Annotated in this window: 12 protein-coding genes; 6 read left to right on the top strand and 6 right to left on the bottom strand. The window is 73.8% G+C overall.

Annotated features, from left to right (window positions below; genetic code table 11):
* Positions 1-97: 97 nt before the first annotated feature.
* Genes ACFXGX_RS39065 through hutU form a run of 3 tightly spaced genes read right to left on the bottom strand, consistent with a single transcriptional unit; the run spans position 98 to position 4,346 of the window.
* The gene (locus ACFXGX_RS39065) at positions 98-1,456 is read right to left on the bottom strand and encodes a formimidoylglutamate deiminase (RefSeq protein WP_384801816.1); all 1,359 of its coding nucleotides are present in this window, start codon (positions 1,454-1,456) and stop codon (positions 98-100) included.
* On the bottom strand, positions 1,453-2,676 hold the full coding sequence (locus ACFXGX_RS39060; RefSeq protein WP_384801813.1) for an allantoate amidohydrolase: 1,224 nt from the start codon (positions 2,674-2,676) through the stop codon (positions 1,453-1,455). Before ACFXGX_RS39060 ends, ACFXGX_RS39065 begins: the two co-directional genes overlap by 4 nt.
* Positions 2,673-4,346 (bottom strand): urocanate hydratase, encoded by a 1,674-nt coding sequence (gene hutU, locus ACFXGX_RS39055; RefSeq protein ID WP_384801810.1) that lies wholly within the window; start codon positions 4,344-4,346, stop codon positions 2,673-2,675. The genes ACFXGX_RS39060 and hutU overlap by 4 nt, the downstream gene beginning before the upstream one ends.
* 185 nt (positions 4,347-4,531) lie before the next feature.
* On the opposite strand from hutU, the gene ACFXGX_RS39050 reads away from it, so the two are divergent.
* The 5 genes from ACFXGX_RS39050 to ACFXGX_RS39030 all read left to right on the top strand — a co-directional run bounded on the left by ACFXGX_RS39050 (position 4,532) and on the right by ACFXGX_RS39030 (position 8,398).
* A complete protein-coding gene (locus ACFXGX_RS39050; protein WP_384801839.1) occupies positions 4,532-5,890 on the top strand; it encodes a diaminopimelate decarboxylase in 1,359 nt (452 codons plus the stop codon).
* Positions 5,891-6,208: 318 nt separating this feature from the next.
* A complete protein-coding gene (locus tag ACFXGX_RS39045) occupies positions 6,209-6,616 on the top strand; it encodes a hypothetical protein (RefSeq protein WP_037628227.1) in 408 nt (135 codons plus the stop codon).
* On the top strand, positions 6,613-7,425 hold the full coding sequence (locus ACFXGX_RS39040; protein WP_384801807.1) for a hypothetical protein: 813 nt from the start codon (positions 6,613-6,615) through the stop codon (positions 7,423-7,425). Before ACFXGX_RS39045 ends, ACFXGX_RS39040 begins: the two co-directional genes overlap by 4 nt.
* Before the next feature lie 65 nt (positions 7,426-7,490).
* Positions 7,491-8,009, top strand: a complete 519-nt coding sequence (locus tag ACFXGX_RS39035) for a roadblock/LC7 domain-containing protein (protein ID WP_384801804.1) — start codon at positions 7,491-7,493, stop codon at positions 8,007-8,009.
* A 14-nt stretch (positions 8,010-8,023) separates the two neighbouring features.
* Positions 8,024-8,398 (top strand): hypothetical protein, encoded by a 375-nt coding sequence (locus ACFXGX_RS39030; protein ID WP_355763800.1) that lies wholly within the window; start codon positions 8,024-8,026, stop codon positions 8,396-8,398.
* 30 nt (positions 8,399-8,428) lie between these two features.
* Here the strand turns inward: ACFXGX_RS39030 and ACFXGX_RS39025 are convergent, their stop codons facing one another.
* The 3 genes from ACFXGX_RS39025 to ACFXGX_RS39015 all read right to left on the bottom strand — a co-directional run bounded on the left by ACFXGX_RS39025 (position 8,429) and on the right by ACFXGX_RS39015 (position 11,712).
* Complete coding sequence (locus ACFXGX_RS39025; RefSeq protein WP_384801801.1) at positions 8,429-8,998, bottom strand: hypothetical protein; 570 nt, start codon at positions 8,996-8,998, stop codon at positions 8,429-8,431.
* Positions 8,999-9,151: 153 nt separating this feature from the next.
* Positions 9,152-10,165: a MurR/RpiR family transcriptional regulator gene (locus ACFXGX_RS39020; RefSeq protein WP_384801798.1), complete on the bottom strand. Its 1,014-nt coding sequence runs from the start codon at positions 10,163-10,165 to the stop codon at positions 9,152-9,154.
* Complete coding sequence (locus tag ACFXGX_RS39015) at positions 10,162-11,712, bottom strand: aromatic amino acid ammonia-lyase (RefSeq protein WP_384801836.1); 1,551 nt, start codon at positions 11,710-11,712, stop codon at positions 10,162-10,164. Before ACFXGX_RS39015 ends, ACFXGX_RS39020 begins: the two co-directional genes overlap by 4 nt.
* 147 nt (positions 11,713-11,859) lie before the next feature.
* Here ACFXGX_RS39015 and ACFXGX_RS39010 point away from each other — a divergent pair, with 147 nt between their 5' ends.
* Complete coding sequence (locus ACFXGX_RS39010) at positions 11,860-12,297, top strand: hypothetical protein (protein ID WP_384801795.1); 438 nt, start codon at positions 11,860-11,862, stop codon at positions 12,295-12,297.
* The last annotated feature ends 144 nt before the right edge of the window (positions 12,298-12,441 follow it).

Below are 12,441 nucleotides of genomic sequence, written 5' to 3'. Positions count from 1 at the left end.
TGGGTGTCGCGGTGTGTGTGGCTTTGGGGGCGGTGGGGGGGGGGGGTCGTGGGGGGGGGGGGGTGGGGGGGGGGGGGGTCTGCCGCCCGCCCCGGAGTCAGGAGCGCAGCGCCTGGACGGCGTCCGCGAGCGCTGCCGGCACATCGGGGACGAGCGTGTGCGCGCCGTCGCGCACGACGTGCCGGCCCGCCACGACCGTGTGCCGGACATCGGCGGCCGTGGCCGCGAATACGGCTGTCTCCGCGCCGAGGCGTGGCACCGGTCCCGCTGTTCTGACCGAGTCGAGGGCGATCGTCGTGAAGTCGGCGAGGGCGCCCGTCTCGATGGTGCCCGCGTCGTCCCAGCCGAGGGCCGCGTGGCCGTCGGCTGAGGCGGCGCGCAGCAGGGCGGCGGCCGTCCAGTGACCTCGGGTGCGGGTGCGCAGCCGCTCGTTCAGCTCCATCGCGCGGGCCTCTTCGAGGAGGTCGATGACGGCGTGGCTGTCGGAGCCGAGCGAGAGGGGTGAGCCCGCGCGCTGGAGGGCGACGGCGGGGCCGATGCCGTCGGCGAGGTCGCGTTCGGTGGTGGGGCACATGCAGGTGCCGGTGCCGGAGCCGCCGATCAGGGCGATGTCCTCGTCGGTGAGGTGCGTGCTGTGGACGCCGGTGGTGCGCGGTCCGAGGACGCCGTGGTCGGCGAGCAGGCGGGTGGGGGTGCGGCCGTGGGCGGCGAGGCAGGCCTCGTTCTCGGCCGTCTGCTCGGACAGGTGGACATGGAGCGGGGCGCGCCGCTCCTCGGCCCAGCGGGTCACGGTGGCGAGCTGTCCGGCGGGCACGGCCCGTACGGAGTGGATCGCCGCGCCGATCCGTGCGTGATCCCGGTCCTTGAGAAGTGAAGAGCGTTCCGCCCAGGCTTCGGCGGTGCCGTCGGAGAAGCGCCGCTGGTGCGGGCTGGGCGGCCGGCCGAAGCCGGAGGAGAGGTAGGCCGTGTCGAGCAGGGTGACGCGGATCCCGGCGTCCGCGGCCGCGGCGATGAGTGCCTCGCCCATGGCGTTGGGGTCGGCGTAGGGGGTGCCGTCGTGGGCGTGGTGCACGTAGTGGAACTCGCCCACGGCGGTGACTCCGGCGAGCGCCATCTCCGCGTACACCGCGCGGGCCAGCGCGTGGTAGGTCTCCGGGGTCAGCCGGTCGGCGAAGGAGTACATGATCTCGCGCCAGGTCCAGAAGGTGCCGGAGCCGACCTGGACGGTGCCGCGCAGGGCGCGGTGGAAGGCGTGGGAGTGGGCGTTGGCGAGGCCGGGGAGGGTGAGTCCGCGCAGGATCTCGGCGCCCGGCGGCGGGGTGTCGACGCCGGTGCGGACGTCGGTGACGCGGCCGTCGGCACCGGCCCCGGAGCCGCCGGCCGACACGGTCACGGCGACGCCCGGCTCGACGTGGGTGTCGAGCCAGGCGTGTTCCAGCCAGTACGTCTTGGTCACCTGCAGGCCAGCCCTTCGAGTACGTCGGCGAGTGCGGTCACCCCGGCCACGCAGTCGTCCTCGGCGGCGTACTCGGCCGGGGAGTGCGAGACACCCGTGGGGTTGCGTACGAACAGCATGGCGGTCGGGACGGTGCCGGAGAGGATTCCGGCGTCGTGTCCGGCGCCGGTCCCGAGCACGGGGACGTTCAGGACGGCCTCCCGGTCCTTGCCCAGGATGCGGGCGAGTTCGTCGCGCAGGGCGTGCTCGAACTCGACGACGGGGGTGAACGACTCGCGGATCACGTCGAGTTCGACACCCTGTGCCTCGGCGTACTCGCGGGCCGCCTTCTCGACGCCGCCCACGACGGTGTCGAGGGTGGCCTGGTCGGCGGCGCGTGAGTCGAGCCAGCCGCGGACGAGGGAGGGGATGGCGTTGACGCCGTTCGGCTCGACGGCGATCTTGCCGAACGTGGCGACGGCGCCGGCGAGCCGGGCCTCGCGGCGGGCGGCGAGGACGGTCTCGGCGTAGGGCAGCATCGGGTCGTGGCGGTCCACGAGCCGGGTGGTGCCGGCGTGGTTGGCCTCGCCCCGGAAGTCGAAGCGCCAGCGGCCGTGCGGCCAGATGGCGCTGGCGATGCCGACCTGGTCGCCGCTGAGGTCCAGGGCGCGGCCCTGCTCGACGTGGAGTTCGACGAACGCACCGATCCGGCCGAGCCGTTCGGGGTCGGGGCCGATGGCGGCGGGGTCGTGTCCGGCGCGCTCCATGGCCTGCGGCAGGGTGATGCCGTCGGCGTCGGTGAGCCGGTGCGCCTGCTCGACGGTGAGCTGTCCGGCGGCCAGCCGGGAGCCGACGCAGGCGAGGCCGAAGCGGGCGCCTTCCTCGTCGCCGAAGTTGACGACGGCGAGGGGCTTGGTGAACCGGACGCCCCGGGCGCGGAGTTCGTCGAGGGCGGCGAAGGAGGAGACGACACCGAGGGGGCCGTCGAAGGCGCCGCCGTCGGGCACGGAGTCCAGGTGCGAGCCGGTGACCACGGCGTCGCCCTCGGCGGGGTCGCCGAGCCAGGCCCATTGGTTGCCGTTGCGGTCGAGCTCGTAGGTGAGCCCGCGGGACTCGGCCTGCTGCCGGAACCAGGCGCGGCAGTCGGTGTCGGCGCCACTCCAGGCGAACCGGCGGTAGCCGCCGGAGGCGGAGCTGCGGCCGACCGGCAGCAGCTCCGCCCACATGCTGTGGAACGTCACGCGTCGCCGCCCTCGTCGCCTTCGCGCATCGGGATGCGCACACCGCGCTCGTCCGCGACGGACTCGGCGATGTCGTAGCCGGCGTCGACGTGGCGGATGACGCCCATGCCGGGGTCGTTCGTCAGCACGCGGCGGATCTTCTCGCCCGCGAGCTTGGTGCCGTCGGCCACGGAGACCTGGCCGGCGTGGATGGAGCGGCCCATGCCGACGCCGCCGCCGTGGTGGATGGACACCCAGGAGGCGCCGGAGGCGACGTTCACCATGGCGTTCAGCAGCGGCCAGTCGGCGATCGCGTCGGAGCCGTCGAGCATGGCCTCGGTCTCGCGGTACGGGGAGGCGACGGAGCCGCAGTCGAGGTGGTCGCGGCCGATGGCGAGAGGGGCGGCGAGCTCGCCGGAGGCCACCATGTCGTTGAAGCGCTCGCCGGCCTTGTCGCGCTCGCCGTAGCCGAGCCAGCAGATACGGGCGGGCAGGCCCTGGAAGTGGACGCGCTCACCGGCCAGCTTGATCCAGCGGTGCAGCGACTCGTTCTCCGGGAAGAGGTCGAGGATCGCCTTGTCCGTCTTGTGGATGTCGGAGGCCTCGCCGGACAGGGCCGCCCAGCGGAAGGGGCCCTTGCCCTCGGAGAAGAGCGGACGGATGTAGGCGGGGACGAAGCCGGGGAAGGCGAAGGCGCGGTCGTACCCGGCGAGCTGGGCCTCGCCGCGGATGGAGTTGCCGTAGTCGAAGACCTCGGCGCCCGCGTCCATGAAGCCGACCATGGCCTCGACGTGCCGGGCCATGGACTCGCGGGCGCGGGTGGTGAAGCCGGCCGGGTCCTTGGCGGCCGCGTCGGCCATGTCGTCGAAGTCGACACCGACGGGGAGGTAGGCGAGCGGGTCGTGGGCCGAGGTCTGGTCGGTCACGATGTCGATGGGCGCGCCCTCGGCGAGCATGCGGGGAAGCAGTTCCGCCGCGTTGCCGAGCAGGCCGATGGACAGCGGCTTGCGCTGGTCGCGGGCCTCGACGGCGAGCTGGAGGGCGTGCTCCAGGGAGTCGGCCTTCACGTCCAGGTAGCGGTGCTCGATGCGGCGCTCGATGGCGCGCGGGTCCACGTCGATACAGATCGCGACGCCGTCGTTCATCGTCACGGCCAGCGGCTGGGCGCCGCCCATGCCGCCGAGGCCGGCGGTCAGCGTGATGGTGCCGGCGAGGGTGCCGCCGAACTTCTTCGCGGCGACGGCGGAGAAGGTCTCGTAGGTGCCCTGGAGGATGCCCTGGGTGCCGATGTAGATCCAGGAGCCGGCCGTCATCTGGCCGTACATGGTGAGGCCGAGGGCCTCCAGGCGGCGGAACTCCTCCCAGTTGGCCCAGTCGCCGACCAGGTTGGAGTTGGCGATGAGGACGCGCGGGGCCCACTCGTGGGTCTGCATGACGCCGACGGGGCGGCCGGACTGGACGAGCATCGTCTCGTCCTGCTTGAGGGTCCGCAGCGTGCGGACCATGGCGTCGAAGGAGCGCCAGTCGCGTGCGGCCTTGCCGGTGCCGCCGTAGACGACGAGCTTGTCGGGGTGCTCGGCGACCTCGGGGTCGAGGTTGTTCTGCAGCATCCGCAGGGCGGCTTCCTGCTGCCATCCCAGGGCGCTCAGTTCCGTACCGCGTGGCGCTCGGACGGGGCGGGGTCCTGACATGGTCTGCCTCCTAGCGGACTGTTTCTGTGGATATTCACATCCTGGCTCTTTGAATAGAGCTAGTCAATAGGTGCGTGGCCCCGCACGCGCCCCTCCCGGATGTTTGGCTGGGACGCATGGGCGAAGACATGGACAGGGCAGGGGATCGGGCGGACGACGGCGACTACCGGGCGGACGGTGCTGCGATGTCTTCGGCGGGGAGTTCGGACGCGGCACGGGTCTCACGGCGGGACGACGCCGTGCGGGCCGCCGTGGAGCAGGGGCTCCTCGCTCCGGACCGTCCCATCGTCGCGCTCCTGGACGTCCCCGGCATCCGGGCCTCGGCCGCCGCGCTGCGCGCCGCCTTCGAGGCGGTGACCGCTCCCGGCACTCCGGTGCTGCACGCCTTCGCGGTGAAGGCGACGCCCCTCGTGCCCGTCCTGCGGCTGCTGCGCGAGGAGGGCGTCGGCGCGGAGGTGGCGAGCCCCGGGGAGCTCGCGCTCGCCCGCGCGGCCGGGATCGCGCCCGGGCGGACCGTGCTCGACTCGCCGGCCAAGACGCCCGCCGACCTGCGCGAGGCGCTGGCGCTGGGCATCGCGGTCAACGCGGACAGCCCGCAGGAGCTGGACCGCATCGACGCCGCCGTCCGCTCGGCGGCCACCCGCTCCCCCATCGGAATCCGGGTGAACCCGCAGGTCGGCGGGGGTTCGATCGGGGCACTGTCGACGGCGACGGCGACCTCCAAGTTCGGGGTGGCGCTGCGGGACGAGGGGGCCCGCGCCTGGATCGTGCGGGCGTACGCCGACCGGCCCTGGCTGACCCGGCTGCACGCGCACTCGGGCTCGCAGGGCATGCCGCTCCCGCTGATGGCACGGGGTGTGGCGGAGACGTACGCGCTCGCGGAGGAGATCAACCGGCACGTCGGGCGACGGCAGGTCGACACGATCGACATCGGCGGCGGACTGCCGGTCGACTTCGGCTCCGACGCCATGGCACCGACGTACGAGCAGTACGCGCGACTGCTCGCGGAGGTGACACCGGGGCTGTTCGACGGGCGGTACGGGCTGGTCACGGAGTTCGGGCGGTCCCTGCTGGCCAAGCACGGGACGGTGCTGGCCCGGGTCGAGTACACGAAGTCCGCCGGGGGCCGGGCGGTCGCGGTCACCCACGCCGGGGTGCAGGTGGCGACCCGCACGGTGTACGCGCCGGAATCGTGGCCGCTGCGGATCGCCGCGTACGACGCGAAGGGCCGGCCCAAGACGGGGCCGGACGTCGTCCAGGACGTCGCGGGCCCGGCCTGCTTCGCGGGCGACCTGCTCGCCGAGGGCCGCCCGCTGCCGCTGCTCGAACAGGGCGACCACGTGGCCGCGCTGGACACCGGCGCGTACTACTTCGCCCACCACTACGCGTACAACTCCCTGGCCCGCCCCGGCATCTACGGCTACGCCCCGGCCGAAGGCGACCCGGGAACCACCCGCTTCGCGGTCGTAAGGACCCCCCAGACCCTCGCCGAGATCGTCACCGAATCAGGCGGCCCCCACACCCACTCACTCACCAGCCTGTAGAGCCGGGAGAAGATCCAGCCCCTCCGGCGTTTGAGGAGCGGGGTCCGGGGCGGAGCCCCGAGGCGACACCGACGGCCACCGGGGCGCGCTGAAAACGGCGGACGCCCGCCCGCACCCATGTACGCCCCCGCCACACCGCCCCAGGGCAGCACAAACCGACGCCAGGGGGTTTGAGTGCGCCCGAGAATGTGGTCAGTCGACCCACCTTAGTCATCGCGGGCATGTTCCACAGGAAAATGCCCGATCACTCCCTTCCCGTGCACACAGTGCGTAACTTCGTCGTCACTCGGCCGAACCCTTTGGCGGGAGGGAGACACGGTGCCCGGTATCGACGAGTGCCTGCTGGAGGCCATGACACTGCCCGGTGCGCGCGGCGCCTCGGTGGTCGACTGGACCAGCGGCCTGGCCCTGGGCACGGTCGGCGACGCTCCGGGCGACGACCACGAGACGACCGCGGCGGAGGCCGCCGAGCTGGCCCGGCTCGCCGCGGAGAACCGCTCGTTCGCCCCCAAGGGCGGCTCCGACTGGTCCGAGTGGTCCGATCAGGAGACCCCGATCGAAGACCTGATCATCAGCAACCGGGACAGCTATCACGTCCTGCGATTCGTCCGGACCGCCTTCGACAGCAGCGTGTTCCTGCACCTGTGGCTGGCCCGCTCGGACGGCAACCTCGCCCTGGCCCGCATCCGGCTGGGCGAGATGGCCGGACGGCTGGTGCTCGTATGACCACGGTCAGGACACCTCCCCCACCCCGGCTCCCGATACGGGACCCGGCACCGGGCGCCGCCGGCGGCGCCTCACCGATGCTCGGCAGACTCGCCGACGAACGGGCCACCGGCGTCCTCATCCGCGAGCGCGGCACCCTCTACCTCGCCGACGGCGAGGTGGTGCACGCCGAGAGCCCGGCCACACCCGGGCTCGACGTCCTCTTCTCCGTCCACGGCGTCCTGGACCCCGAGGTGTGGCGGGAGGCGGTCGCCACGGCCGGCGCCCGCCGCCGGGTCGGCCGGTTCCTGATCGACACCGGACGGATCGCGGAGGGCGCGCTGGAACTGTGCCACCTCGGCTCCCTCTACGACGCCGCGTACTTCGTGCTCGGTCCGAGCAGCACCCCGAGCCGCTTCCGGTACGGCGCCGCGCACTGGTTCGGCCCGCTGCGCCCCGTCCCGGTCGCCGCGCTGGAGCGCGAGACGGTGCGCCGGCGAGAACTCCTGCACCGGATCTGGCCCGACCCGGCGACCGACACCGCACCACTGCGGCGCGCCATGCTCGCCGCGGGACCGGCGGTGCCACTGCGCCAGGAGGCCGTCCTCGGCCGGGTGGACGGCGTCCGCACGGCGGCGGACGTGTCGCTCGCGCTGGGCAGGCCGGCCTTCCACACGCTCGTCGACCTGCGCCGGCTCGCCGCCGCCGGACTCGTGACGGCCGCGCCCGAACCGCAGCCGCTCCCGCCGCCCAGCGTGCTCACCCAGACCTCCGCCGATCCCGACGTCGCGTTGCTGCGGCGACTCAGAGACGCGCTGGAGGCCTTGTGAGTCCCAACCCCGCGGGAGGCCTTGTGATCCGCGCGCTACGACAGCGTGCCGAGAGGAGACTGCTGATGGCGGCGGAGGCCGAAGTCCTGGACGAACTCCATCGGTTGAGGGCCCGGGTGCCCCAGCTGACCGGAGCGCTCGCGGCCAGCGCCGACGGTCTCGTCCTCGCCCACGACACGCCCGGCGTGGAGCCGGACGGCCTGGCCGCGCTCACCGCGGCCGCCCTGGGGGTCGCCATACGGATGGCCGAGTCCACCGGTCACGGCGACCTGCGCGAGCTGCTGGTGCGCGGCGTGCACGGCTATGTGGCGACGTACGCGGCGGGCGGCTCCGCCGTGCTGACCCTGCTCGCCCAGGACCGGGTCAACGTCGGCCGGCTGCACCTGGAGGGGCGGCGCTCCGGCACCCGGATCGGCGAACTCGTCGACGCCGCCACGGCCCGCGGGGAGCCGGCCGCCGAACCGGCCAAGCCTTCCGCCAAGCCCTCCGCGAAGACCCCTCTGCGCACGCGCACCCCCCGCGGCACCACGCCGCGGTCCACATCCACTCCTGCCACCAACCACCCGAGAACATCAGAGAGCTGAAGGAGCACCCCATCATGACGAACACCGAGACCGCCCTCAAAGAGGCCCTGGCGTCCATCGAGGGCGCGACCGGTGCCGCCCTCGTCGACTACACGAGCGGAATGGCGCTGGGCACCATCGGCGGCAGCAAGAGCTTCGACCTCACGGTCGCGGCCGCCGGCAACACCGACGTCGTCCGCGCCAAACTGCGCACGATGGAACACCTGGGCCTGAAGGGCGACATCGAGGACATCCTGATCACGCTCTCCGACCAGTACCACCTGATCCGGCTGATGAAGGGGCGCGGCGGAAACGGCCTCTTCCTGTACCTGGTGCTCGACCAGAAGCGCGCCAACCTGGCGATGGCCCGGCACCAGTTGAAGCGGATCGAGGCCGATCTGGAGATCTAGTTCCGCGCACCGGGTCCGGTTCCGTTCCGGTCAGTGACGCCGCGCCCCACCGGGCGCGGCGTCACCCGCCGCCACTCCGGTGGCCCGGACGGCGCGGACCGGCTTGCCCACGGGCGCTCCGGCGCGCGGGCCGAGCCAGTCGACGCGCACCCAGATCAGCGCCCGTTCGACCCGTTCCACCCGTCCTAGTCTCGCGGCCTTCAGCCACAGTCCGACGCCCGCCCCGGCGAGCAGCATGCCGCCCGCGGCGGGCACGGCGAACGAACTGCCCAGCGCGGCGGCGAAGGCGAACAGCAGCCACCAGCGGTGGCCCCGGCGCCAGTTGCGCACGGTCACGGCACGGTCCTGGAGCACATCGTGCTTGCCGGCGCGGGCGGCCGAGCGGACCAGTGCGTCGTACCGTTTCGTGCGCCGGCGCGCCACCACGGCGGCCGTGACGAGAAACAGCGCGGCGCCCGCCATGACGCCGATCCTGCGCCCGGTCAGCCCGGGGAGCAGCACGCCCACCCCGGCGGCCAGTACCCCGCACCACCACAGCGGCGATGCTCCCGCCCGCACCACGACGGCCACTCGGGCCAGTCCCTGTCCTCCGCGCGCCACGATCCGCCTCCCGTCCCCGCGCCTGCACGTCCACGGGCACGCCGCCGACCGCAGCCACGCCCGTATGTCTTCGGGCGGGCAGGTTAGCCACGGAAGGTGAGACGCGTCTGAGAAACGCCCGTATCACCGCGCGGACGCCGGGAGGGACGCCTCCTACTCCACGAACAGGCCCCGTACGGCGGCCCGTGCGTCGAACTGCTCCAGCCGCGCCTGGGCGTCCGGCAGGTCGTCGCACATGGCCTCCAGCAGGACGCGGCCCAGCAGCATCGGCGCGCACGCCGTGTCGAAAGCGAGGCCGGTGCCGACGGCGGCGGGGAGCAGCAGGTCGGACACCTTCGCCACCGGCGCGAACGCCGAGTCGGCGACCGTGACGACGGTCAGCCCGGCCTCCTTCGCGTAGCCGAGGGCGTCGAGGACCTCGCGCGGGTGACGGGGCAGCGCGAAGCACAGCAGGGCCGTGGCCCCGGCCCGGACGGCCGCGTCGATACGGTCCTGGAGCATCGTGCCGCCCTCGTGCAGCAGCCGGACGTCGGGGTGCACCTTGGCGGCGAAGTAGGCGAAGCCGTAGGCCTGGGAGGCGGCGGCGCGCAGCCCGAGGACGGGCAGCGGACGGGACGCGGCGAGCAGCCGCCCCGCCCGCGCGACCGGCCGCGGATCGGAGAGCACGGCGGCGAGGTGACGCAGGTTCTCGATCTCGGCCTCGACGGCTTGCTGGTACTCGTTGTACGAGGCGGTGTCGGCGGCCGGTTCGGCGGGCGCGACCTCGCGCAGGTGGCGGCGCAGCGCCGGGTAGCCGTCGAAGCCGAGCGCGACCGCGAAGCGGGTGACGGAGGGCTGGCTGACTCCGGCGAGTTCGGCGAGTTCGACGCTGGACAGGAAGGGCACGTCGGCGGCGCTGCGCACCATGCTGTGGGCGATGCGCCGCTGGGTCGGGGTGAGCCGGTGCCCCTCGAAGAGACTCTGGAGCCGTCCGGCGGGGCTGTCGCTCACACCCGCGTCGCTCTCCGGGCGGCCGCCTTGCGGGCCGCCGTCCCTCGTCGCCCCGCCGACGCCCGTCGTCCGGCCGACCCCCGTCGCCGTACCGTCCTCCATCGTCCCGCCGCCCCCCATCGCGTTGCCGTCCCCGTCCTTGTCGCCGCTTGCGGCCCTGTCGCCGAGCGTGCTCATGACGTGCTCCCCCTCCAGATGTCCGTGAACCGGTCGAGCAGCGCGGCGGCCGCCGTCACGTCGTCCGTGAGCGGCCGGTCGGTCTGCTCCGCGTCGAGCACCGCCTCGGCCAGCTCCAGTGCCCGCCCGGCCGGCAGCTCCGGGTCGGGCCGCAGGTCGCGCTGGCGCAGCGCCCGTACCGCGGCGACCAGTTCACAGCCGACGACGAGACGGTACGCACCACACGCACGCAGCGTCTGGCGTGCGGCGAGTGAGGCGAAGCTCGCCTGTTCCTCGACGCCCCGGGAGAGTACAGCGTGGCCGAGCGAGGCGGGCGCGGAGAAGGCCCGCAGGTCACCGAGCGCGGCACCGGCGGCGTACTCCAGGATCATCACGCCCGAGGACGCGGGCTCGTGGTCGGCGAGGAAGGGGCGCAGCCGGGTGTAGGCGGGTTCGTTGAGGGTGGACAGCCGGGAGGTGGACAGGCGTGCCACCTGGGTGACGGCGAGCCTGAAGTGGTCGAGGGCGAGGGCGAGTTGGGCCTGGTAGAAGCCGCCGTGGTGGTAGGCGGCCATGTCCTCGGGGCAGATGAGGGGGTTCTCGGCGGCGGCGTTGATCTCCACCGTGAGGACCGCCTCCAGCGCGTCCGCCGCGTCGTGGGCGGGGCCGTGGATCTGCGGCAGGCAGCGGAAGCCGTACGGGTCCTGGATGCGTCCGAGCGGTGGCGTGGGCCGGTCGGCGGCGCCGATCAGCTCCCGCATCCGGCGCGCCACCTCGATGGACCCCCGGTGCGGGCGGGCCGCGTGCACGGGTTCGGCGTAGGCCTCGTGGGACCCGTCGACCGCCAGCAGGGACAGCGCCGCGACGACCTGGGTGGCCCCGATCAGCCCGCGCAGTTCGTGCAGCGCGAGGGCGGACTGTCCGAGGGTGAGGGCGTTGCTGCTGATGAGCGCGAGCGCGTCGTTGTTGTCGAGCGGCTGCGGCTCGGGGGCGAGGCCCCCGCCGGTCCGGGCCGGCGAGCCGTCCGGGCCCCTCCACGGGTGCTCCCCGGCGAGGGCGAGGCCCATCTGGGCCAGGGCCGCGATGTCCCCGGTCCCCACCGAGCCGAACTCGTTGACGGCCGGGTACGCGCCGCTCTCCAGTGCCTCGCACAGCGCCGTCACGACGGTGGGCCGCAGTCCCGCGCCGCCCGCGAGGAGCTGGTTCGCGCGGACGGCGAGCATCGCCCGGACCTGCCGGGCGGGCAGTTCCCCGCCGATGGCGCCCGCGTGGCTGCGCAGCAGGCGCAGTCCGTGGCCGGCGGCCGCCTCGGTCGGGACGTCCTCGTTGCGGTTGGCGCCGACGCCGGTGGAGCGGCCGTAGACGCGGCCGGTGGCGGCGATGCGCCGGGCGGCGCACCAGGACTCCTCGACGCGCTTCATGGCGTCCGTGCCGGGAACCGGCCGCGCGGTCCCGTCGGCGAGCCGTACGACGTCGTCGACTCCGGTGCCGCGGCCGTCCAGGACCACGAGTGCGACGGCCGCCGGAGGCGTCACCGCACGCGACGTGTCCACGATCCGGGACGACACCACGCTCACACCCTTCTATTCAGGTACCGAGAACTCTGCATGACGATATGCAGACCGGCAAGGGGCGTCTTCCGGGGGCTCGGCCCCGCCGCAACAGGGGGGCTATCCCCAGTGCCAGACGCGCCCCGGCTGCCTAACGTGATGGACATGACCGGTATGAACGCCCGCCATGACGACGCGGAGCTGAAGAAGGAACTCGACGCCACCCTGCACGCGCGCAGGGAACTCGGCGAGGAGTACGAGTCCGCGCTGGTCGACTCGTTCCTGGAGAAGGTCGAGCAGCACCTCGACGGCGCCGTCGACCGCCGGGTGCGGCGCCGGCTCGCCGAACAGCAGATGGTGGTGGCGCGCGGGTCGCGTACGCCCCAGTCCGCCGACTCCTGGGGCGAGCGCTTCGGTTTCGGCATCGTCTCGCTCGTCCTCGCGATCCCGCTGTCCGCGATCGGTGTGGCGAACGCGCACCTGCCCGGTCTGCTCGTCGCCTGGGGCGGCATCGTCGGAGTGAACGTGGTCCAGGCGGCGCGCCTGTCCCCCGGTTTCTTCGGCCGTCGCGCCTCCCGGCAGGAGTCGGACTGGGAGGAGTAGGGGCCGGAAGGGCATACGAAAGGGGCCCGGGGGGCGGGGGCGCGGCGCGGGCCCCGGGGGGTTTTGGGGGGGGGCCCCCCCCCCCCCCGCGCGGGGGGGGGGGGGGCGGGGGGGCCCCCCCGGGCGCCGGGCCGGGGGGCGGCC

The sequence above is a fragment of the Streptomyces sp. NPDC059371 genome (assembly GCF_042751995.1).
Lineage (GTDB): Bacteria > Actinomycetota > Actinomycetes > Streptomycetales > Streptomycetaceae > Streptomyces.
This window is presented reverse-complemented; position numbering and strand designations above follow the sequence as displayed.

Excerpts from the sequence above, each read along its gene's own strand:
- hutU (WP_384801810.1), bottom strand. The coding sequence starts at position 4,346 with ATGTCAGGACCCCGCCCCGTCCGAGCGCCACGCGGTACGGAACTGAGC.
- ACFXGX_RS39050 (WP_384801839.1), top strand. The coding sequence starts at position 4,532 with ATGTCTTCGGCGGGGAGTTCGGACGCGGCACGGGTCTCACGGCGGGAC.
- ACFXGX_RS39040 (WP_384801807.1), top strand. The coding sequence starts at position 6,613 with ATGACCACGGTCAGGACACCTCCCCCACCCCGGCTCCCGATACGGGAC.
- ACFXGX_RS39035 (WP_384801804.1), top strand. The coding sequence starts at position 7,491 with ATGGCGGCGGAGGCCGAAGTCCTGGACGAACTCCATCGGTTGAGGGCC.
- ACFXGX_RS39030 (WP_355763800.1), top strand. The coding sequence starts at position 8,024 with ATGACGAACACCGAGACCGCCCTCAAAGAGGCCCTGGCGTCCATCGAG.
- ACFXGX_RS39020 (WP_384801798.1), bottom strand. The coding sequence starts at position 10,165 with ATGAGCACGCTCGGCGACAGGGCCGCAAGCGGCGACAAGGACGGGGAC.
- ACFXGX_RS39010 (WP_384801795.1), top strand. The coding sequence starts at position 11,860 with ATGACCGGTATGAACGCCCGCCATGACGACGCGGAGCTGAAGAAGGAA.